Origin of the sequence: Croceicoccus gelatinilyticus (assembly GCF_018398395.1) — a bacterium.
In the GTDB taxonomy this organism is placed as follows: domain Bacteria; phylum Pseudomonadota; class Alphaproteobacteria; order Sphingomonadales; family Sphingomonadaceae; genus Croceicoccus; species Croceicoccus gelatinilyticus.
Genome location: NZ_JAHCBF010000010.1, coordinates 47,041 through 68,790, shown reverse-complemented (window position 1 = coordinate 68,790; position 21,750 = coordinate 47,041). Strand labels below are relative to the sequence as shown.

Sequence of the window (21,750 nt, the reverse complement as noted above, 5' to 3'; positions counted from 1 at the left end):
CCAACCGTCTTCTTTTCCGCACTCACTCTGGCCGCAACAGTGCTCTTCTGGCTGTGATCAACGAGTCCTGAGCCTAGGGTTTCATTCTCCGTCAAACGACATGATGCCCGAGCGAGACCTGGATGATGATTTCGACAAGGAACGGGCCCTTATGCGCAAAGCCGGTCTCTCCAGAACCTTCGTCGACCGCGCCATGGCAACGCCAAGCGAGGATATGTGGTATCCGACCTATCAGCAGCTGCGCGAAGAGAACATCGTTACCGGTACGAAGCGCGAGGACATGGCCGAACTGCAAAGAATTTCGGCCGAAGAGGTCAACAAGAACACCCCTCAGACCGTCGATGACATAACCCGTCTCGTGAGCGTGACGACCCGCGACGTGACCGTGATCTATCACATGGAGATCACGGAACCGATCGGTTACCTCGACATGGGCATTATGAACGCATCGCTTCTGAAGAGCGTGTGCGGCAACAAGGACATGCGCCTTATCGTCGATGAAGGCGGAGCCTACGAATATTGTTACAGTGGCTACGGCGTGCCGAACAACGCAAAGGTCGTCATCGACAACTGCTCGCGCGCGTAAACACCCCCAAAAGCCGCACCCCATTTAGCCCTCGGCCAGACATCTGGTCGGGGGTTTTTCATGTCCAATGTCACGATTTTTCCAGCCCTACGTCGCTGGGGATATCAATCTCAGGACCTTTGACAAATTTTTCCACAGACCCGCACTTTAACGTGCGGCGTCTTTTCTTGCGTCAAAACTACCAAGTAAGGTGCGAGCGCCATATATCCGCTTTGGACCTTAGAATGATGGAGCCAGAAGTGAGCGAAGCCGACACTAATCTATCGCCTGCAGAGCAGGCAACCAGCACCATGATCGTCGAGATGGCTGGCCGCTCGCAGAAGATCCTCGATCATCTTCGCAACAATGCGCTGCGCCCCGACACCCAAAAGCGCCTCGATGTGCGGATAGGGATCGAAGAGGCTGCAAAGCTGCTCGGATGCTCCACGGCGCGTATTCGCGACGCCGAGACGGACGGGCGCCTGCCCCCGGCCGAGATGGGCGGCAACAACAAGCGCCTCGGCTACACGGTCATGGACCTTTGGAACATGCGTGAAGCCCTCAATCTCTATCCCGAGCGCCCAGCTGATGCCCCTCCGGCAATTCTGGCAGTCCAGAATTTCAAAGGCGGCGTCGGCAAGTCCACCATCACCGTGCATCTGGCCCATTACTTCGGCCTGAAGGGCTACCGCGTCCTCGTGGTCGACTGTGACAGCCAGGCCACCACGACCACGTGTTTCGGTCTCGATCCGCACCTCTTCGTCCGACAGGACGAGACGCTCTACCCGTTTTTGGCGATCGACAGGACGCAGACGACCCTCGATTATGCAGTCCAGGGGACCAGCTGGCCAAACATCGACCTGATCCCTTCCATGCAGGCTCTGTACGACGCTGAATACGAACTCGCGGCTACTTCAGGCTCAGGTGGCAGTATTCTGGCAGAGCGCCTTTCCCAGCTTAAGCGCGGCGTAGAGGATATCGCACAGAACTACGACATCGTGCTGCTCGATCCGCCCCCTGCCCTCGGCACCTTGAGCCTTGCGATCATGCGCTCGGCCAACTCCATGCTTATTCCGCTGGCCGCAACCATGCCTGACTTCGCATCGACTTCGAAGTTTCTCGATATGCTTGGTGCGATCAACGAAGATCTCGCAAGCGCCGGCGTCGGAATGGAAATGAACTTCCTCTCCGTCATCTGCTCGAAGTTCAACAGCAACGACAAGTCGCAGGAGGGCATGCTCACCAAGGTGCTTCGCAGCAGCTTCGGCAGCAGCCTCGTCAAGACACCGGTCCTGGAATCAGCCGAGATCAGCCACGCCTTTTCCCGATGGAAGAGTGTGTATGAGCTCAACAAGCCGATCGGCGCGACCCGAACCTATAAGCGCTGCAAGGAGAACCTCGACGAAGCGTTCGCCGAGGTTGAGCAGCGCCTGATCGAGAACTGGAACAACATTCCCATCGAGCAGATCGTGAGGCCTGCACTGGCATGACAAAATCACCCAAGAGCTCCGACATCTTCGATGATCTGCCCGACCTTTCGGATGCCCCCTCCCCTGCCCCGAGCCAGCCCGCTCGAAAGGCACCGTCGTTTACCGCTGGTCTGAGCCGCGGCCCGACAAGGCAAGACGAAGGCCAAGGTGAAAGCGGAGAAGGAAAACGCCCGCCACGCGCCCTGTCCTTGATGGGCAATGGCGGCACAGCGCTCGACAAGGTTCGCAGCGGCGAAGTTACCCAGATCGTCGAGAAGGCCGTTGATCCGGACCTCGTCGACGTCTGGGAAGGCAATCCGCGCTACCAGAACCAGCTTAACCCCGAGAAGCTGCAAGATCTCATCGAATCCATGCGAGCGCAGGGGCAACTCATCCCTGCTGCTGCACGTCGCAATGGCGAACGCTATGAGATCATCTATGGATCGCGCAGACTTTTCGCGGCGAAGTGGCTGAAGGCGAATGGCTACCCGTCATTCAAGTTCAAGCTTCAGATCTTCGTTGTAGACGATGAGACTGCTTTCAGGCTCGCAGACGAGGAGAACCGCAACAGGTCCGATGTCTCCGCGATCGAGCGCGCCAGAAGCTACGCAGACGCCCTGAAGGCCCATTATAACGGCCGCCAGGACATTCTCGCCGAAAAGCTCGGCATGGGCACTGCCAGCATGTCGCGCTTCATGACTATCGCCACGATCCCCTCCGAGATCACTGACGTAATACCCAACCTCTCCGATCTCAGCATCCGCGAGGCCTATTCGCTGGCAAAGCTCCTCGACGGACACGAACGGAAGCCACAGGCGCTAAGCGCCGCACAGGCTATCCGGGACGAGGTCGGGAACGGAGCGCGTTACGAGACCGCTGTCGTATTGAAGCGGATCGAGGCGGCCCTCAATGACGGCTCTTCGCCCCCGGCACGCTCAACCGAACCCAAGGCCACCCTTCACATCAAATCGAGCGCAGGCAAACCGATGCTCGAGGTCAAGACGGCGACCAAGGGCGGCCTGATGCTGAAGATCCACTCTAACTCCGGCGCTGGCGAGGAAGAGATCGTCAAAAGCGTTCGGGAGATCATGAAAGACCACGGGATGCTGAACTAATACGTTCTCCTTTTGTTCTGTTCGCAAGTGAGGCCGGCAATCTCTGATTGTCGGCCTTTCCTTTTGGTCTCCCCTTCCCTTCCCTAATCCTTTCTCCAATGAGCGTCCCCACGATCCAGCCAGCACCATCTTTCAAGAATACCACGGCTCAGCATACTCGATTCCACGCGTGGAATCGGTGTGACCAAGAACGTGCCGGCCTTCACACAGGAATCTACGCAGAGGCATCGCACCACTGTTCTGCATGTGCTGGCCACGGATCAAGCACGCACGTCTTCACCTCGAGGTCCGGGTCTGAACCGGTGCCAACGAAGCATTGCTGATGGAGCAAGCAGATTCAGTTCCACGCGTGGAATCATGGCACGCGCACACCAGTCAAAGACCCGATCATTCTGCAAAGAGGAACGACTAGCTGGACCTCACCTGGCCATCTCGCCACAAAGGCCAAACGAACTTCCGATTATGATCGGCCAGACAATCACGCCTCCAACTTCGAATGAAAGATGGTGCGATTCCACGCGTGGAATCAGTCCTACACGCTCATGGCGATCGGTGCCTTGAATGGGCCTCGGCACAGTTGTTCAGAGCTCACGCATAAGATTAGCAGTCTGACTTCTTCACCACCCAACGAGCTCATCGATTTCGACGACAAAGCATTCTTGCCCAACATCCATTCCCCCGATTCCACGTGTGGAATCAGAATACACAGAACCAAATTCTTCTCGTCTGGCAGTGCAGACATTTCGCAGCGCAAGCTTGATGCGCGAGCCAGTTGGGTAACGCTGATTCCACGCGTGGAATCGCTTCGCCAGATCGCCTTATCACGGGGGCCTAGATGTCAAACGACAGCTGGATCGCTACGCAAGGAATGGACTGGCCTTCAGCGGAGATGGCCCCGCCTGTCTCATAAGCCGGACGCCAGGCCGAACCGCTCAGGGTGCGATTCCACGCGTGGAATCGGAAGCAACCGATCGAACATGGCGTTAGCATTCTTCATCTCGCGCTTCGCCGGAACGCAGAGCTCGGATGGAACGCCGCTGAGGATTAGTCGTGCCAGCAGGCAGCGGCCAGCGGCCAGCGGCCAGCGGCGAATTCATATCTGAAACTCGATGCCGAGGAGGGCTGATGGCTAAAGTGATTCCACGCGTGGAATCAGCGGACCGCTTTTTAGAGATCAGATCGACGGCATGGGCTCAATAGCAATTCCACGCGTGGAATCGTGGACGGAGGGAATGGAGAGCAGGGGCCTGACTAGCTTCGGAATAAAGACTGATCGGCGCCCCGAACAACCTCCAGGAAGAGCCATTCCAATGACCCTTCATCCCGCCAGCTACGCACCGTTAATACCATCCTAAAAATCGCAGTTTGCAGATACGGGAATGTCAACCTATAAGTATGAGCGTTGATGGCATGAATCGCAGAAAGCCGCGCTTCTTGTGATCTTCGTTTCACATTAAGGCGGGGCGCAGCTTCATCCGTAAAACCGGTTAGCTGGGCATAAGTTCCGGCATAGATTCGACTCTGGTTAACGCCAGGCCTGATTATTCAAAGCGGCGAATCGTACCGCGGGGGCAACGATGGGACTGAAGTCAGTGGAAGGTGGCAAGGGAGTGGAAGCCTCACAGGTCGATACTGTGGACGGGCTCGACGACCTCAACTTCCTCTTCTCATTCTTGGGTGACTTTGGTTTCCGCGATCAGCACGAGCTGATGGAGCGCCCCTTCTTCGCGATCAACAAGAACCGCAAAGATCCGATCGACTATCTCTCGCCGGACAAGAAGGTCCACGTGAAGATCAGTGCCGACCCCATGTACGGGCTCGCCACGATCTGGGACGCGGATATCCTGATCTATCTGGCATCCGTCGTTTGTGAGATGCGTCGTCGGGGCAAGAACGACATCCCCCGCAAGATTACTATCCGGCCTCTAAACCTCCTGACTGCAATTGGCAGGGGCAAGAGCGGCCGAGAGTATGAGCGTCTTGCACAGGGCATGGACCGCCTTGTCGCAACGACGGTCAAAACGAACATCAGGGCCAACGGCCGACGCGAAGCAACATTCAGCTGGCTCGATGGCTGGAACCATGTCGTCGACGAGAACGAGATCGTCCAGGGCGTCACCTTGGAGATGTCGAACTGGTTTTATGAGGCAATCCATAAGGACACGAGCCTCCTTAAGATCGACCCGCGCTATTTCAAGCTGAAGGGTGGCCTCGAGCGGTGGCTCTATCGCGTTGCTCGTAAGCATGCGGGTAATCACGGCGAGCGTGGCTTTGAGATCGGCCTGCGCACACTCCACGAGAAGTCCGGCAGCTCTCGCCCGCTTCGCAAGTTCAAGTTCGACCTCATGAAGGTCGTCGAAGCGAACGACCTTCCCGGTATCAGTCTTGAGGCGGTCGGGCCCAGCAAGAACCCGAAGATCCGCATGGTCTATCTCGGCGATCAGACCGACACCGGATCGGCCCCAAATGAAGCGCCGGAGATTCCACGCGTGGAATCGGACGCATCAGATGGCAACGGAAAGCCAAGCTCGCAGGGCCGCGTCGTCAAGCTGCCTGTCGCCTCCAAGCCGGCTCCAGACCATAGCGCCAGCGCACACGAGGACATGAGTGATCCCCGTACCGCCAAGTCGCTCATAAGCCGCATGACCAGCGTCATGGCCAATAAGGCCGACCACGGCCATCTGACGCCAGAGACAATCGAGTACGTCCGCAACAACTTCCCGGGCTGGGATATCTATGCGCTGCAAGACTCGTTCGATCGATGGATTGCAGAAGACCCGAGCCGCGTTCCGGCGAACTACCAGTCGGCGTTCATCGGCTTCGTGAAGCGTCACGACGAACGGGAAGGGCATAACCTGCCTGGACGTTCCTGAGATCGAGTAGACTTGCTATCCCGATTCCACGCGTGGAACTGAGGCTAAACGACCTACTTCCCTAGTCCTGATGACGCTGGCTCCTCGAGCCTGTCACGAGGCGTCGCCTCAGATCGGACGCCGATTCCACGCGTGGAATCGCGCGCTGACCAAAAGGGCGTCCGTGAAAACACGACCCAAAACACCCTCCCTCGGATCGCTGAAGTGTCGGACTGATCCGCCTGACTTTGCGGAATGTCCGCGGAAACACGACCTCGGCACGATCGGTATAACGGCGATTCCACGCGTGGAACTGGCGCTCTAGCAATTCAGATCGCGGCATAACCCTCTATAAACCGGAGCTTTTCATCGCAAATGTCCGCGAAAACACGACTGTATGAGGGCGAGGCTTCAGCAGTTCCGTGGACGATTCCACGCGTGAAACCAGTGCGAAACGGCAGCCAGTCCGTATATAGACCCGGCTTCCGGCGAAAAATGGCGGAAAGCTCACCGCTTCAAGTACATGGAAAACTGCGGTTTTCTTGAAAATGTCCGCGATAGCACGAATGAATTGCGAGGCACTCCCCACAGCACTGATCGAACTAGCGGAGAAGAACGTATCAAGAACGTGATCGCCAATATTCCAATCTGCGATCAGCGAAATATGCCTTCGCACCTTAGAAATTCGGGCGGCTCTGCAGATGTCGTGTTTTCACGGACGCCTATCGTGCTTTCACGGACACTTTGTCGTGACATCGCGGACAAATGATCGTGTTTTCACGGACGCTTCGGTCGTGCTTTCACGGACAAAAGGTCGTGTTTTCGCGGACACCGGCATTCACGCGAATCGTGGGATTCCTTCTGACTCCGGAGATTTGCACAGGCGGTAACCTTTAACTTCCTTTCTTCTAACCCGTTTAACGGTTTCTAACTGGGTTTGAATTTTTCAAGAGACTTGGATGAGGGGAAGGGAAGGGGAGGTAAACTCCGCTCTATACCCCGTACCTTCGGACGTGCTGGACCCCCGCGCCATTGGCTTGGCAGTGGGGGTGTTTGACGAAATCTCGATCTGCTCAACAGATGCAGTCCGAAGAACAGTCGTAGCAATCAAGGACGCCAGACTGCGTGAAGGCAGTCCGCGAACGGAAAAGGGCTGTCACTGACGGCGACGTTCACTCGCTCGCCGGCAACCGTAAGAGCCACCTTCAATCAACGAGGTAAGTCATGTCGACCAATGACACGGGCAGGCTGCAGAGCCTGCTCGAAACCATGAACGTGCCTGTCGCCCGGAAAGCCGTGGCCACCCAGGCAGACATCCATTGGCTGGGCCGAAACCTAGCGATCCAGAACAGCGCGCACCCCGAGATCGAAGCCGCACGAGAAGAGCTCGAGCGCCTCGGTGCTCGGCTCGTCCTGTGAGCGACGTTCTCACCGCCCCACAGTATTTCGATCGCGATCTCATCTGGCAGCGAAACCGGAAGCGTTATGCCCAGTGGGCGCTGACCATGCGCGACCGCTTCGAAATCGGTCTGGATGAAACGCCAAACGAGAAGGGCGTTCGCCTCATCGAAGAAAGCGCCGAGCTGGGGTTTTGGCTCCGGGAGCCAACCAAGTCGAACAACAGCGTCTACCTCTACCTCTGCCGACACGCAGACCTGTCACAAGGTCTGATGGATATGCCATTCGCCGTGTCAGACGACGGGCTGGCCAACCAGGTGATGTGGGAACGCCGGTTCGACCTCATTGAAGCAGGCCTAGTCGACGACCATCCTGCGACGAGGGAAGCCCGTTTCATGCTCCGGCACATGATCTGGCGAGAAGCTGATCTCGCGAAAAGTGAAGGAATACGATTTTTCGGCATCGACCGGATTTCAGCCGCGCTTTTGACCATCCTCGCTTCTCGGTACGGGAGGCTCGAAGGATCTGCTGGCGGCACCTCTGTCATCGCAAAGCGCGAGATCGCGCGTGGTGAAATAGGCAGGATGAGCCATCTTCTCAAAGCCTATGCGTCGACCGCCCATCAAACGAGCGAGAGCACGAAGGTTCGCTTTCTCTCCGGCGATGGGATGCGGGCGAAGTCCTGGGACCTCGAATGGTAAGAAGATCTCCTAGTCGCATCATTCGAAGGGGAGGGCTTTCGCCTGAAGGACGGCAAGATCGTTCTCAAGAACCGGCAGTTGCCCGAGAGCGTCCTCCTGCAGTCGATAGGTCAGCCGTTGTCTTCACTGATCGAGGTGCCCTTTCTCGGATCGCTCGACCTGAAAATCACCGACATCCAACCGTCTTCAAGCAAGATCACCATCAGCACCGATGCCTTGGCGCCGGAAATCATCCTTGCGTGGGAGGAGCGAATTCATGCCTGACAATCCCGCGCAGCTTACCCCGAAGACGAAGACACGCCTCGAGTTGCTAAGCGACTATGCCGCAGAGAAGGGCATGGCCTTCGACCCTCAGTCCCGCGACAGTCTCGTCGATCTGGCCGAAGCCATTTTCGACGATCTGGGCCTCAAGCCGCGCCGCCACGATGGCGAGGTCCGCGGCCGCTGGTATTCAAATCACCACTATTTCGTCGGAACCGCAGACTACGGCTGGATCACGTATCCGCCCAAGAGATCGAAACTGGACCTGGCGGATCTTGCCAACCACCTCAGAGCATTCCGTGCTCACGGACCGGTGAAGCTACCCGGCGACCTTACTGGCCTCACGATCGAAACCTGGGCCAGAGCAGCACTCGAGCACGAGTGGGGCCCGGCCTTTGAGGCGAAACTCCAGTCGGTCCTGGCTGACCGCTACGGACCGCAGAACATGCTCGAGGGCTCCAGATACCATCCGGTTTCGGACACAATGGGCGTGAAGCTCAGAGACCGGACCGTGATCGTCGAAATCAGGTTCGGGCCGGCTCATCTTCGAGACCGCGATATCGTCGTGCGCCAGATGCCCATGACCGAAACAATGAGAACCAGCTTCATCGGCACGCCCGCATCCCGCCTCTTCGATCAGCAGGCAAGGGGAGGGGCCTTTGACGACGCGATCATCGAGAGCGTCACCGAGGCCGGCACAACTTCGATCTTCAGGTTGCGGAGCAACCCTGTGCAGGTCAGAGGCTAACCCGTTCATTCTACACGCGTAAAAGGGGGAATACCGTGCGCGACGCAATTTCAATGATCATTCTGCTTGCGTTCTTCGTGGCAGCATTCGGCATCATCAAGCCGTTCAAGAAGAACTGGGGCCGCAAGCATTTTGCTGGCTTGGCCTTAGCCCTGTTCGTCGCTCTTGCGATCGCGGTCCCAAAGCCGACACCCGAAGAGATTGCCGCGCGCGAGAAGGCAGAAGCGGCCGAGAAGGCCGCTGAAGAGGTAGCCGAAGCCGAGCGCAAGCTGGCTGAAGCGGAGGAAACCACCAAGGCGGTGCTTGCCAGCTCGAAGGAAGCCATTGATGGGCTCGTTTCCTACACCCGCAGCGACTTCCCCAAGACCTACGAGATGGTCGGCGCCGACATGTTTGGAAAACTGAGCGAATACGAGCCCGGCGCGATCTATGCCGCAGCCCGCTCGACGAAGTGCGACAAGCCGCTTTACGGCATGGTCTCGGAGAAGAAGAGCACCAAGGACCACCCGGTCTGGTTCGTCGACTGCGCGAATGACAATCGCTTCATGATCACGCTGCCGGAGGCCAAGGAGGCGCTCGCGCTCATCGAGAGCAAGAAGCTCACCGAGACCGACCGCAAGCGCGATTGCACCATCGACACCATCTACTCGTGCAATCAGTCGCCCTACCAGAAGGACGCCAACGAAATCGAGATCGTGACCTTCTGCGACCAGCTCGTCGAACAGGTGCTGATCTCCGATTCCGACATGGATCGCTGGCGGTACTCTATGGGCGACGGTGACGAAGTCGTCGTGACCCGACCTTTCACCGCGCAAAATGCCTTCGGCGCGAACCTGAAGCATCGCTACCGCTGCGTGTTCGACGCCAGGAAGGAAACCGTGACCAGCCTGCAAATCGAAGGTCCGACTGGTACTTCGACGATTATCTGACCGAGGCGCTTTGGCGAGACGGACTTTCAGGATAAAATAGGGGCTATTAACAACCCATCCTGAAAGGTCTGTCTCGCCTTGCTACATACTCCGCCGCCAAGCCCGCCCCAAAGCCATATCCATTTCGTTCGCCATGGCCTCTCCGAGGCCAATTTGTCGAACAAGGTGAACCTGCATACCGCAGACCACGCCGTGCCGCTGGCACCGGAGGGACACGATCAGGCCTATAAAGCTGGCAAGATCCTCGCCAACAGCATCCTGGAGCGCGATTATCCCTACACCAAGGTCCTGATGCTCGTGTCGCCCTATAAGCGCACCCAGCAGACGGCGATCGCACTCAAGAAGGCGCTATACGAAGCCGGATTCGAGCCGACGTGGCGCGAGTGCCTGCAGCTTCGCGAACAGTCCTTCGGCCTCTTCGACGGTCTCGATGCCGAGCAGCTGCAAGAGATCTACCCGCGCCAGTACGAGCTCTACCAGAAGCACAAGGAATTCGAAGGCGAGTTCTTCGCTCCGATGCCGATGGGTGAATCGAGAGCCCGCGTCTGCGACCGGGTCCGTTCGGTGTTCGGCTCGATGATGCGCGACTTCGCCGGTGCAGGTGGCATTCCTGCCACTGACATCATCTGCGTCAGCCATGGCGTTACCATTCGCTGCGCAATCATGGAGTTCCTGCATTGGTCATGGGACTGGTGCGAGAAGGAACCGAACCCCGCCAATTGCGCGATCAAGACCATCAGCGGCGCTGAAAATCGCGGCTGGAAGCTTTCGGAGACATTCTCCGGCTTTCCGCATCCACGCGATCACGATCACGAGGTGCAAGAAATTCGCGAACACGGCCATGTAGCCTGACCCGAGGAGGAAAAATGTCCAATCTGCGTGAACCCGCATTCGCCGGGTACGCAGAGATGGAACGACTGGCAAGAGAAGGCGCCTGGTTCGCCTTCTCTTGCTCGGCAGGCAAAGACAGCGCCGCCGCAATGCTCCACGCGACCCGCTATCTCGATACGTGGGGCCATCCCAAGAGCCGCCGTTTCGTCATTCATGCTGATCTCGGCAGGTCCGAATGGAAGAGCACGAAGACACACGTTGAATATCTCGCGGCTTTCTTCGGCCTTCCTCTCCAGATCGTCGCCCACAAGACCCATGACATGCTTTCGCGTTGGCAGCGACGCGGTGATCTCGGCCGGCAACGCTGGGCAGCCTACGAGACCCTTCGCCTGATCGGCCCCTGGTCGTCATCCAGCTCCCGTTTCTGCACGAGCGAGATGAAGGGTCATGTGATGGGCGCGGTAAAGGCCAAGCTCGACGGTCCCGTGGTTTCGGTCCTCGGCCTGCGTCGGGATGAGAGTATTGGCAGACGGGCGACCCCGATCGTGAAGCCCGACACGAGCATGGGCCGGTTTGGCCGCCGCCAAGATGACTTCATCTGGAACCCAATTGCCGAGTGGTCTGCACAGGATGTCTTCGCAGCTCATGAGGCCGCCGGCCTTGCGCTCCACGAGGCCTACCCCCTCGGCGCAACGAGGTTGTCCTGCAATTTCTGCGTCCTTGCCTCCATCAATGACCTGACGGTCGCCAGTGGCCATCTCGACAACCACGAGACCTACCGCGAGCTCGTCGCGATGGAATGCAGCTACGGATTTGCCTTCCAGCCCTCCCGCTGGCTTGGCGATGTCGCGCCAAGCCTACTCAGCACCGGTCTTCAGCGCGACCTGACCGGGGCCAAGCGCCATGCCGAAGAGCGACGGTCTATCGAAGCTGCTTATCCGGTTGGCATGACCACCAAGCCCTATTCAGCCATCACCCGCGCAGATGCCGAGATCGTTGCGCAGGGGAGGGCAAGGATCGCTGAATCCTACCGGATTTGTGACGCCGTCATCGACCCGGCCGTCATCGCATCGCTCCATTGTGCGAATGTGCAAGGAAAGGAAAAGGCATGAGCAATCTGCTCATCTTCATCATCGTCGGTATCGCAATAATGCTGATCGGGAACCTGCTTCGCTGGTTCTTTGGCGGCCGTTCTGACTGGCAGCATTTCCCATACGATCTCGTCTACGTGATCGACGGTGATACCGTGACGATCGGCCATGGCCGCGACAAGACGCGGGTCCGCCTGGCAGGTTTCGACTGCCCAGAGCTCTCGCAGCCTGGCGGCCGAAAGGCCAAGCAGCATCTCGTAAAGATGTTGCGCCATGACGGTATCTGGCTGCGCACCACCGATGTCGACGCTTACGGGCGTCTCGTCGCTTACGGCGCCATCAAAGGCGAAGGGATTGCTCGCAAGATGATCCGTGACGGTTATGCGCACGCCGATGACCAGTCCCGCCTTTGGCGCTTCCTTGTCACGCTCGGACCCCGATTGAAGGGGAAGGGCATCTGGCAAGGGACCTTCCTGGGTCTCGGTGTTGTCCATCCAACAGACTTCCGTCGCCGGCAGAACCAGCTGCGCAGGGCGAGGGGAGGCGGCTTCTAGGCCGAATTGAAAGTCAGCAGGGAAAAGCCAATGGGCCAGTCAACCGGAATGACCGCAACGATCCAGAAGGTTCTCGTTGCGATGAGCCGCCGCGGCGCGGCCGCAGAAGGCACCCGCAAACTACGCCAGATGGTCGTCGGCGGAGCCAAGCTCGCGCGTAACCCTGCAGGCCTTGTGAAGACGCTGGGCGAGATGTCCCGCATCGAGGAACTGCAGGCGCAAGAAGCCTCCACCTGGCTGACCCCTGACGCATTGGCGCAAGGCGAAGCAGGCCGGTTCGATTCTGTTGATCTGCGCAACTGGCTCGTGCTCGCAGAGCGCGCAGGCGTTGCTGCCGTACCCGCCCGACCGGTCCTGTCGCTCACCGAGCCTGAACTCGGCTCGCTGCTCGGCGATATCGACCTGCATGCCCACCCGCGAACGGCACGGGCCGCTGACCGGATCTCGAGCGCACTATCCTCCATGCCTACCGCCGAGGTTGAAGCTGCTGATCCGGTCGATCCCGCAGACGTTTACGAACGCTGCCTTTCGGCCATGGACGACGTTCCGAATGGCTGGATGATCCGCAGCCATGTTTGCGGCTCGGGCGATCTCAAGGCGCTCGCTTGCTGCGGCGTCGCACAGGACGAAGCCCCCGAAGTGCGTTTCAGCTCCGATCTCGAAGTCGGCCCGGGCTGGGTTCGAGAGGGTAACCGCCGCCGCATTACCTTCGAAGACGAGCGCACGCTCAATCTCTACATGCACGACACCAGCGTGCCGCTGACATTCCTCGCACGGCCCTGGGTGCGTGCTAGCCACTGGTACGATGCCAGCGATCCTCACCGCGAAGGCACGCCGCTCGATGTCCCCGGCCGCTGGCCGGCGGAATGGCGCGCATTTGTCGCTGGCGGGAAGGTCACCGGCGTCTCGATCTACTATCCTCACGTCGATGCAGATGACACTCGTTCGATCATAGCAGCGCTCGAGGTGCGCAAGCTGGCCCAGCGGATTGTCGACCAGGCAATTGCTGACAGACAGCAGGCGCGCATGATGGAACTCGCCTTCCTTCGGTCGGACCCCAAGAAGAGCGCGTTGCTCGATGCGGCCGGCATGGGCGATGATGATTTTGCCTGTACGCTCGACTTCATCGAGACCGACGATGGCATCAAGCTCCTCGAAGGCGGTCCTCCTTGCTCGCCATTTGGCGGCGGCCACCCTTGCGCCTTCATGGGCGTCACCGAATTCCGCGAGATCGATGGTGAAGAGGTCGAGGTGATTTCGACCGAGGGCATCGCCCTTCACAACGGATCGGGCTTCGCGATGCGTACGCCCTACGGCCATGACGATGTCGATGCCAAAATCATCGGCTGGGACGAGGCCGAAGCGCGCGTCGAGGCCTGAACTTCGCTTGCATCAGCCAATGCGGAGTGGGACAATTAGGATGAAATGATGAACTCAGCGAACACGACCAAGCCCGGAAGCGTCAAGCTCCAGTCCAAGCTCTCTGTGAAGGGTGAAACCCTCAGCAAGATCATGGACCTCCAGGAAGAGATCATCGCGGGCGAGATCGTTAAGGTCGCCCATACCTGCTTCGTTGCAGCGCGACATCCGCGGGCCACAGAGATGATCTGGGGCATGATCGAAGAGGGAATGAGGCCGAAGGTTCTCGCCCCGCTTGCCTATTCGGTCGGCAATACCGAGCAGGGCCGGCCGGAATGGCTCGTCGTCAACACCGACGAGACGAATGCCGAGTATCTCATCGAGACCTGCAACAAGGTCTGGGACGTTCACGGCGAGCAAGCTCTGCGCGACGGCTACATCATGATCGAAGAATGGATGATCTACCTCAAGGAGGTCCGTCCGGCCGATCTGAGCATCTATGGCGAAGCCGCCGTCGATCTTTACGCGAACGAGCTGCGCCTCAGCCAGACGGACAAGAATCCCCGCTGGGTGCAGATCGTCTATTCGGACAAGAAAGATCATTTCCCCTGGGACGCGGGATACCCGGGGCACCTCTACCAGCCTGTCGCCGGCAGCGGCCTGCACTCTTTCAACGAGGGAACGCTCAAGCACTGACACGGAAGCGTGATCAGGAAGGGAGCGGAAAAACCCATGCTTTATCTCGACATCGACGGCGTGCTGCTCCTCGAGAAGGACCGCGACGTGAGCCATGACATCATCAAGCGCCGCGCCAGCCACGTCGCCTGGCTCGCCAACAGCCTCAATATGCCGATTATCGTTTCATCGCAGCGCCGCATCAGTGACGACATCATGATCCTACTTGGCAGCCTCGATCTCATCGACCTGCTTTACGGACATCGCGACCACTGGCGCACGCCGCTGAAGGTCGACGACATGGACGATGATCTTTCTGTCCGCGGGCAGGAAATCCGGCAGCACCTGCGCGTTGTGGGTGCCAGGAGGCATCTCATCATCGACGATACCCCGGTCCTTGCCGGCCAGACCCACCTGGACATCGATCCGGCGCTGGGAATTGCCTTCGACGACAGGGCGCGCGGCCTCGCGCTTATGAACAAGGCCGCCTGAATCATTTGCCGCTTTCGCACGGCCATCCTACAATTTGAATTTGCAGATTTTGCGAGAACAGGGAGCAGACGTTATGCAGAGCGTGGAAGAAATGGTGCTGAGCGAACTCGAGACGCTCGGTTGCCCGGTCGCTGTGCGCGACCTCGATACCGCCATCAATGATCTGCCGATCGATAGCCTCGACCAGATCAACCTGGTTGCCGCATTCGAGGACGAATACGACATCCTCATCAGCAATGCAGACACGTCGAACTGCGGGACCATTCGCGATCTCGTGACCCTGGTCGAGCAGCGGATTGCCGCTCGCCAGCCCAAAGCTGCCTGAACGCACGACAAGGATACCTTCGATGAACAATCTCACCCGCGTGCCTGCGCGCGTCGTTACCACGATCCTGCGCACTGCCGAAGATGGCTCGACCTACACGATCGCGCGCGCATCGACCCCGGTCGCCGACGGCGAGACGAGTTCGCAGGTCGCGCGCAGCATGCGCCATTCGACCATTCGCGATCTCCAGCGTGCGAGCGGCTTCAGCGCCAATGAAGGTTTGCTGGACGGCCTCGGCAAGCACATCGAGGACGAAACCCGTTTCAACATCTCGGAACTGGAAGCAGGGCGCCCCAATGCCCAGGTCGCAGCCACACCGGCAGGGCAGGCCGTCCCCGGCATGCGCTTCAGCTGGCCGAATGAAGGCGAGACCGCGACTTTCTACATCGAAGTGAAGGTCCTGAGCCGAGCCGACACGCTCAAAACCGATGCGCTCCTGCAGGGAATGGGCTTCGAGAAGAGCGCCGCCTGAATCAGGTGGCGCTTTCCTGCGGTATATTCTCGCATCCCGAGATCAGCGAAGTGACGCCCGGCTCGGAGAAATCCATGTCGATGACTGGCGTGCCCGAAACGAGCGACGGCTGAAATCTGATTCTGCGAATATCCTCTGGTACAGCCGACAGCTTGAACTGGTTCGTGTAGTCCGGATTGAGATTTGTAACAGGGTGGGCTTCCTCATCATTCAGCCTGACCGATCCCCTTACGTACATGCCGACTGGCCCGTGCCCGGCCTTAAATTCGACGCCTTCACCATCTTCGCCGAATGAAAGTATCTCAATCTCGACGAATGCTTCCCCGTTGTACCGGTGCTTGCACTGCACAATAACGTTGAATTGAAACTGGTCAGCATAGAAGGTCTGCTCAGCGGTGGTGACGACCTCATCAGTCATAAGGTCTTCCTGAGTGAAGATCTGCCAGTTCTCGACAGGGAATTGATCGTAGGGATTGGCGTCGTCTTCGCCTTCGAGAAGAACCTCGTCATCTTCGCCGGGCTCTTCAGCCTCAATCTGAACCTCAGAAGATGCGTCCGAACACGCACCGAGCAGCGAAGCAGCGACAGCAGCCGCCAGAACAGTCCTTTTCATCATACCCCCATGTCATCAGCTCGCAGCCCCCGATGCGCATCGCGATGCTGATGCACCCTAAGCCACTGCCCTGAAAGGTCAATCATGCCTCAGCTCAACCGCCCCGACATCGATTTTACGGCTCTTTGCAGTCGGTTCGAAATGGCGGTAATCGAGCATTTGGGCGAGCCTCACATGCCAATCTCGTCCGTGGCCGATTTCCAGACGGGCAAGGACCCGGTCGATCCGCGCCTGGATCTCCTTACCGGTGTTGCTGTCATGGTTTTCCACGATGGCTCGAAAATTCGGTTCGAAGTCGAGTGGGGCATTGTCCCTTTCAATCGCGCCGACTTCGAGCGTGACCTGAAGAAGTGCATCGCAAATATCGCGCCGGCCGCCGGCATCGTGAAGCAGGAACGCGACAAGGTGCACATCGTCGAATCCGTGATCGCGGCAATGATGTTGGAAACGCGGACAATCGGAGAATTCAAGCGCCTGTTCCAATCGGTGGTCGAGGACAGGACTGGAGTTCGGATCACGCCGCTGTCCTATCAATCCCTTCCTAGCGAGGAGACGATCACCCAAGGCTTCGGTCGCTTCAAGGTCCGCCTTAAGAAGGCTCAACTGCGCTTTGACAACTTCTGGTTTCGGGAAGTGTTTCTTCGACCCACGGCCATCCTGATCGACATCGATGTGCCTGAAACCATGGTGACGACGCTCATCGGGAGGCCGCTCAAGGAGGCTGTCGATCTGCCGGCTTTCCGAGACACGAACCTCAAGGTCAAAGCTATCGCGCCTCACGACAGATTGCGTACGATCGTCGAGCTCGACGCTCCGAAAGTCCCATACTCCGTGGCCGTCGCGCTAGCAGTCAGAATTTCTGAGAACAGCTTGGCGCCCAGCACCACTTAGGCAGAGCCCCCGTTTCTCTGGACAGCTTGCCACCACTTCAAGACACCGCCCTGAAAGGTCAATCATGCCAGAGATTACCTATCCTGACATCGATCGTGCGGCGCTTTGCCAACGCTTTGAGGCTGCCGTCATCGCCGAGCTGGGTGACCCCCAGTTGCCGATATCGTCGTTTGCAGAATTCGAGACGGGCGACGATCACGCGCCAGACGGCAAGCGCTTCGAATATGCCTGCGGGATCACCGCAGTCGTCTTCCATGATGGGTCGAAGATCCGCTTCGAGATCGAATGGGGTAATGTCCCGTTCAATCGGCAGATCTTTGATCGCGCCGTGAAGAAGTGCGTCGCAAATATCCCGGCTGCCGCACGATACGTCACCGCGGAACGGGCCAAGATCTACATGCTCGAATCCGTCGTCGCCGCAATTATGCTGGAGGCGAGGGCAATCGGAGAGTTCAAGCGGATCTTCCAGACCGTGCTGGGAGACAAGACCGGCGTCCGCATTACACCCTTGTCCCACAGTCCACTTTTCACCGACCGTCCCATCGAGCGCAAGTTCGGCCAGTTGATGGTGCGCATTCGCAAGGTCGAGCTACGCCATGACACCTACCGGTTCCGGGAAGTATTTCTCCGGCCAAACGGAATGTCGATCGACATGGCGTTGCCCGAGACCGTGACGTCGACATTTGCGGGCCGACCCTTGTCAGAAGCGGTCGATCTGCCCGCGTTCCGCGACACCAACGTCAAGATCAAGGCGGCCTCGCCTCACGATGCAGGAATGACGGCCATCGATCTCGACGCGCCAAGGGTCGATTATGCCGAGGCAATCGCGCTGGCGGTCAAGATCTCGCAGAACAGTCTCAAGGGAGCAGAGCCCCGTCTCTACGGGTGAGGGTGTAAGCCACCGAAGGATGGAAAATGCGCAAGATGATCAAGACCGCTATCGCAGCCCTGATTGCGGCCGCGGCGTTGTCGCCCGTTCCTGCAGCCGCCGACGGCCTCGACCGGACGATCATGGAAATCGGCCGCGCGACAGGCGTCGTGCCTTACGGCTGCCGCTATGGATCCACAGTCGACCAGGTAAGCTGTTACACGCACCGCGCCGAGAACCGCATTCGCAAGATCGAGACCGATCGGGCCGACAACGACCGTCGCCGCATGGAACGCGTCCGCCAGGTCGTGAGCGCGCGCAAGTCGCTTGATATCGCCTGCCAGGAAGGTGATCGCTGGTCGTGCAACCGGGCATCCACCCTGCGCCGGCAGGTGCCAGAACGCTCGCTTCGCATCATGCAGGCCCTTGCCGCCTCGTGCCGTGCCGGCGACCGGCCGAGCTGTGACCGACTTCGCAACTGAAAGACCTGATTTTATGCCCCTCCTCCTGAACGATCCCTCGCTTCCAGAGGGATACGACGTCGCTCCCGGCTACAAGACGCCGGTCGCGCCGTGGCCGGAGGAGGTGCAGGTCGATTCGCTTTGCGTGATGTCGATCATGGCCATGAGCCTCCATGAGCGATGGCTTCTGGTCGAACAGGTCCGGCAGGCCATGACCGACTACCGGCCTGCGCCGAAACGCAGCGTCCAGGTGCTCAAGTTCAACGGGAACACCGAGGCTACATTCCTTCTCGGCGCGATTTTCTCGTTGAGGCACCACGTCGACCGCCAGCACAAGGACGGTATCCTTGTCCTGAAGCTCAGGCTGCTACGACAACAGGGCGCCAACCCGCTCTACCGGATCGAGGAAGACCAGATCTCACAGCAGGTAGGCGCCGGTGATATCATCGAAGCCCCCAAGGCGAGGCTGCATCGCCGCCGACTGCCGCTTCATGAAGACATCGTTGTCGATCCTCTGGTGACCAACCTCTATCCGGCACTGGATCCCAAAGAGCTTTCGCAGCTTGCAACGCGGGTCTTTCATCAAAAGGCCGAGTACGAATTCGCGCCGCGGACCGGCCCCTGGCTTGGCGTTGCAACCTACGCGAACAAGACAGAGCGGCGCATGGTGCCCGCAGGGCAGCTCAGCGACCATATCTACTTCCAGAACGGCTGGCTCATGCTCAAGCTCAAGAACATGCCGGAAACAGTCGCGAGCACCATCGCCAAGGGGCAGCCGGCCAAGAGCCTGTTTTCTTTTTCTCTAGAGCGGCAAGGACAACAGATCGACGCATTCGAAAACCTCGTCATCAGCGAGCTCATTCGCGGCTCAACGATCTATGGGCCCCATGTCATGGTGCGCTTTTCGCGGGCCTAAGCCCTTAAGCCACCTTGCAAAGTGCCCTTGCGGCAAAATCCTGTAGGGCGGTTAACCCAATGTTAGACCGCCATCCTACAAGTGCCATCTTACGGCTGCCCATGCCGGGCGCCGCTGGAGTACAAAGATGCAACGGGTCGCACCCCCCTCCGACCTTGGCGGCATGATTCACATTGCAGACCGCCCTTATACGAGGTCGTATATCCGCACGAAGCCAGACTGGCTGTTCGTGTTCGAAGATCTTCTCGACAACAACGGCAGCGCTTACAGCGCAGACATCGTCCAACGCGAGATCCGCGGTGAACCCAACACGGTCGGGATCGTCACCAAACGCATGCGCGGGACGGCGCCGTTCTGCTACATGACGGACGAGGATGCCCGCCCGTCGAGCCAGGCCTATCTGCGCCTTCTCAACGACTTCGCGCGGATCGAAAACAATTTGCGCATGGGAAAGAACGTTGTCTTTCCGACAGCGACCATGGGCCTCGACGTCGGAGATCTGTTGAACAAGGCTCCTGCCTACTGGGGCCTGCTCGAGCAACTGCGCCTCAAGCTTTTCCGCCGCTATCGCCTCAACGGCGTAAACCGCGCAATCGCGTCGTGATCCACGTCGTGGACCACCGCTTTCCAAGCGACCTGGTGAACAATCAGGTTGAAGGGAAAAGCCATGGTCTACGACGTCGACGACCTCAGCACCGCTGCGTACCGCATCATGGCCGCAGCCGACGACCGACCTCTTACAGCACCGATTATCCAGAGCCGGGACTTCCCGGCCATGCAGGAGCTTCTGGGCGAGGGTCTCGCACAAGATCTCATGCCATGCTCCGGTGGATACCAGGCATCGCTGACCGAAGAAGGGACGCTTGCGCTCTACGAGGGCATTCGCGCCGATCTTCCCGCCCTGCCGGACGCAATCATCGTTTCCCCTGTCTTCTCGCAAGGAGCCTCTGATGCAGATCTTTCTCGATCAAACCTACCTGCCGCTGGAAATCGAGCAGGGCTGGACGGTGGTTCGAAGCCGCGACGAAGCGCTCGAACAGCTTCGCGTTAACGGCAGGGCACTAACCGCGATCTCCCTGGGTGATGGCTTTGCCAGCGATCAAGCGATCCTCGACATCATCACCGGACAGACCGCCGTCGAGATGCGCTCCCTTCGGGAAATCCGCTTTCACTGCGCGGACATGGCGACTTGTGACGAACTGGTCGAAATGTGCGAACGCCAGCGCGACGGCGAGCATATCGCGCTCGAGACACGCATCGCGAGTTTCAGCTCTTCGCTGCTCATCTACCCTGCAGAAAAATTTGCAGCTTGATGTAGGCGTCTTTCAACGATCCATCCTATAATGTCGGCACAGGCGTCCTGTGCCCGGATGTCTGCCGGCCAACCAGGCACAGCGGTTGGTCGGACCCTGTAGACCCCAAAGAGAGGCGGGGAGGCTCACGAGCTTCCTCGCCTCTTTACGACAAGGACGAATTTCCCGGACCGAGTGGGTTCGAGGAAAAAGGAGAATGGAAGTGCAGCCCAAGGTTCTGGCAATCGCCGGACGGCTCTCGTCCCCCTTCGAGAACGAACGCGCCAACGCCGCTTCGTTGATCGAGAAATTCACCGGCCAGTCGATCGAGGCCATGATCTCGTCGAAAGCACGCAACATCCGCCATGCCGGCGCCCGCAACTCGGTCCTGACGCTCGTTTCGAGCCGCAGCGGAGACGATCTCATTCAAGAGGTAAGCCGCCAACTCGATACCAGCGGGCTTACCTGGAGCGATCTTTTCAGCGCCCGTTCCGATGCGATCGGCTTCGACCAGATCTTCTCGGAAATGATGGGCGGGGCCGGCAGCATCTTCTCCGGTTCGAACGCTCGTGCGCCGTCACCGCCTCGCAAGCGCCGCGTCATGCGCAGCGGTCTGCCTCTCAGTGCAACCGTCATTCCTACCCTTCAGCGCACCGGCACCGCACGGACGGGCCAGCAATACGCTGTCTTTTATCTTGAGGGCGATCTCTTCGGCGAGGACGTCAAGTTCGTCGGAGACTTCGTTGCCTTCGGTGATGCGTGGGTCAGCGAACTTCTTTCATGCGAAGCAAGCGAACGCCCTGTCCTGGTTGAGTTTCTGGATGACGGAAATCCCGGGAAAATGGTGAAGATCAGAAAGCCGAGGCTCTAAA

General features: G+C 58.8%; 25 protein-coding genes. 24 read left to right on the top strand and 1 reads right to left on the bottom strand.

The window, feature by feature from the left end; translation table 11 throughout:
• Window positions 1-103 precede the first annotated feature (103 nt).
• The 17 genes from KIH45_RS16665 (at window position 104) to KIH45_RS16585 (ending at window position 15,837) form a co-directional block, all read left to right on the top strand.
• Window positions 104-586, top strand: a complete 483-nt coding sequence (locus tag KIH45_RS16665; protein ID WP_213177126.1) for a hypothetical protein — start codon at window positions 104-106, stop codon at window positions 584-586.
• Window positions 587-876: 290 nt separating this feature from the next.
• Complete coding sequence (locus tag KIH45_RS16660; protein WP_213177131.1) at window positions 877-2,055, top strand: AAA family ATPase; 1,179 nt, start codon at window positions 877-879, stop codon at window positions 2,053-2,055.
• Window positions 2,052-3,149, top strand: coding sequence for a ParB/RepB/Spo0J family partition protein (locus tag KIH45_RS16655; protein ID WP_213177125.1), 1,098 nt, complete (start codon window positions 2,052-2,054; stop codon window positions 3,147-3,149). Before KIH45_RS16660 ends, KIH45_RS16655 begins: the two co-directional genes overlap by 4 nt.
• A gap of 1,634 nt (window positions 3,150-4,783) precedes the next feature.
• A complete protein-coding gene (locus KIH45_RS16650; protein ID WP_213177124.1) occupies window positions 4,784-6,022 on the top strand; it encodes a replication initiator protein A in 1,239 nt (412 codons plus the stop codon).
• Window positions 6,023-7,225: 1,203 nt separating this feature from the next.
• Window positions 7,226-7,420 carry a hypothetical protein gene (locus KIH45_RS16645; RefSeq protein ID WP_213177123.1) on the top strand — a complete coding sequence of 65 codons (195 nt, stop codon included), beginning with the start codon at window positions 7,226-7,228 and terminating at the stop codon, window positions 7,418-7,420.
• Window positions 7,417-8,100 carry a hypothetical protein gene (locus KIH45_RS16640; RefSeq protein WP_213177122.1) on the top strand — a complete coding sequence of 228 codons (684 nt, stop codon included), beginning with the start codon at window positions 7,417-7,419 and terminating at the stop codon, window positions 8,098-8,100. The genes KIH45_RS16645 and KIH45_RS16640 overlap by 4 nt, the downstream gene beginning before the upstream one ends.
• Window positions 8,101-8,217: 117 nt before the next feature.
• Window positions 8,218-8,364, top strand: a complete 147-nt coding sequence (locus KIH45_RS16635; RefSeq protein ID WP_213177121.1) for a hypothetical protein — start codon at window positions 8,218-8,220, stop codon at window positions 8,362-8,364.
• Window positions 8,357-9,109 carry a hypothetical protein gene (locus tag KIH45_RS16630; RefSeq protein WP_213177120.1) on the top strand — a complete coding sequence of 251 codons (753 nt, stop codon included), beginning with the start codon at window positions 8,357-8,359 and terminating at the stop codon, window positions 9,107-9,109. The genes KIH45_RS16635 and KIH45_RS16630 overlap by 8 nt, the downstream gene beginning before the upstream one ends.
• Before the next feature lie 53 nt (window positions 9,110-9,162).
• Window positions 9,163-10,038 (top strand): hypothetical protein, encoded by an 876-nt coding sequence (locus tag KIH45_RS16625; protein ID WP_213177119.1) that lies wholly within the window; start codon window positions 9,163-9,165, stop codon window positions 10,036-10,038.
• A gap of 78 nt (window positions 10,039-10,116) precedes the next feature.
• Window positions 10,117-10,890, top strand: coding sequence for a histidine phosphatase family protein (locus KIH45_RS16620; RefSeq protein WP_213177118.1), 774 nt, complete (start codon window positions 10,117-10,119; stop codon window positions 10,888-10,890).
• A 14-nt stretch (window positions 10,891-10,904) separates the two neighbouring features.
• Window positions 10,905-11,981, top strand: coding sequence for a phosphoadenosine phosphosulfate reductase domain-containing protein (locus KIH45_RS16615; protein WP_213177117.1), 1,077 nt, complete (start codon window positions 10,905-10,907; stop codon window positions 11,979-11,981).
• Window positions 11,978-12,514: a thermonuclease family protein gene (locus tag KIH45_RS16610; RefSeq protein ID WP_213177116.1), complete on the top strand. Its 537-nt coding sequence runs from the start codon at window positions 11,978-11,980 to the stop codon at window positions 12,512-12,514. The genes KIH45_RS16615 and KIH45_RS16610 overlap by 4 nt, the downstream gene beginning before the upstream one ends.
• 30 nt (window positions 12,515-12,544) lie before the next feature.
• Window positions 12,545-13,894, top strand: a complete 1,350-nt coding sequence (locus tag KIH45_RS16605; RefSeq protein ID WP_213177115.1) for a hypothetical protein — start codon at window positions 12,545-12,547, stop codon at window positions 13,892-13,894.
• Window positions 13,895-13,939: 45 nt separating this feature from the next.
• Window positions 13,940-14,569 carry a DUF4262 domain-containing protein gene (locus tag KIH45_RS16600; RefSeq protein WP_213177114.1) on the top strand — a complete coding sequence of 210 codons (630 nt, stop codon included), beginning with the start codon at window positions 13,940-13,942 and terminating at the stop codon, window positions 14,567-14,569.
• A 36-nt stretch (window positions 14,570-14,605) separates the two neighbouring features.
• Window positions 14,606-15,040: an HAD domain-containing protein gene (locus KIH45_RS16595; RefSeq protein ID WP_213177113.1), complete on the top strand. Its 435-nt coding sequence runs from the start codon at window positions 14,606-14,608 to the stop codon at window positions 15,038-15,040.
• Window positions 15,041-15,113: 73 nt separating this feature from the next.
• Window positions 15,114-15,365, top strand: a complete 252-nt coding sequence (locus KIH45_RS16590; RefSeq protein WP_213177112.1) for an acyl carrier protein — start codon at window positions 15,114-15,116, stop codon at window positions 15,363-15,365.
• A gap of 22 nt (window positions 15,366-15,387) precedes the next feature.
• The gene (locus tag KIH45_RS16585) at window positions 15,388-15,837 is read left to right on the top strand and encodes a hypothetical protein (RefSeq protein ID WP_213177111.1); all 450 of its coding nucleotides are present in this window, start codon (window positions 15,388-15,390) and stop codon (window positions 15,835-15,837) included.
• Between the two features lies 1 nt (window position 15,838).
• Here KIH45_RS16585 and KIH45_RS16580 read toward each other — a convergent pair whose 3' ends face one another.
• Window positions 15,839-16,453, bottom strand: coding sequence for a hypothetical protein (locus KIH45_RS16580; protein WP_213177110.1), 615 nt, complete (start codon window positions 16,451-16,453; stop codon window positions 15,839-15,841).
• An 81-nt stretch (window positions 16,454-16,534) separates the two neighbouring features.
• On the opposite strand from KIH45_RS16580, the gene KIH45_RS16575 reads away from it, so the two are divergent.
• The 7 genes from KIH45_RS16575 (at window position 16,535) to KIH45_RS16545 (ending at window position 21,749) form a co-directional block, all read left to right on the top strand.
• Window positions 16,535-17,341, top strand: a complete 807-nt coding sequence (locus KIH45_RS16575; RefSeq protein WP_213177109.1) for a hypothetical protein — start codon at window positions 16,535-16,537, stop codon at window positions 17,339-17,341.
• 64 nt (window positions 17,342-17,405) lie between these two features.
• Window positions 17,406-18,230 carry a hypothetical protein gene (locus tag KIH45_RS16570; protein ID WP_213177108.1) on the top strand — a complete coding sequence of 275 codons (825 nt, stop codon included), beginning with the start codon at window positions 17,406-17,408 and terminating at the stop codon, window positions 18,228-18,230.
• Window positions 18,231-18,256: 26 nt separating this feature from the next.
• Window positions 18,257-18,691, top strand: coding sequence for a hypothetical protein (locus KIH45_RS16565; protein ID WP_213177107.1), 435 nt, complete (start codon window positions 18,257-18,259; stop codon window positions 18,689-18,691).
• A 13-nt stretch (window positions 18,692-18,704) separates the two neighbouring features.
• Entirely contained in the window at window positions 18,705-19,586 is an 882-nt protein-coding gene (locus KIH45_RS16560; RefSeq protein WP_213177106.1) for a hypothetical protein, read from the top strand.
• Between the two features lie 163 nt (window positions 19,587-19,749).
• Window positions 19,750-20,190, top strand: a complete 441-nt coding sequence (locus KIH45_RS16555) for a DUF7831 domain-containing protein (RefSeq protein WP_213177105.1) — start codon at window positions 19,750-19,752, stop codon at window positions 20,188-20,190.
• A 346-nt stretch (window positions 20,191-20,536) separates the two neighbouring features.
• Entirely contained in the window at window positions 20,537-20,899 is a 363-nt protein-coding gene (locus KIH45_RS16550; RefSeq protein WP_213177104.1) for a hypothetical protein, read from the top strand.
• 277 nt (window positions 20,900-21,176) lie between these two features.
• On the top strand, window positions 21,177-21,749 hold the full coding sequence (locus KIH45_RS16545) for a hypothetical protein (RefSeq protein ID WP_213177103.1): 573 nt from the start codon (window positions 21,177-21,179) through the stop codon (window positions 21,747-21,749).
• Window position 21,750 lies beyond the last annotated feature (1 nt).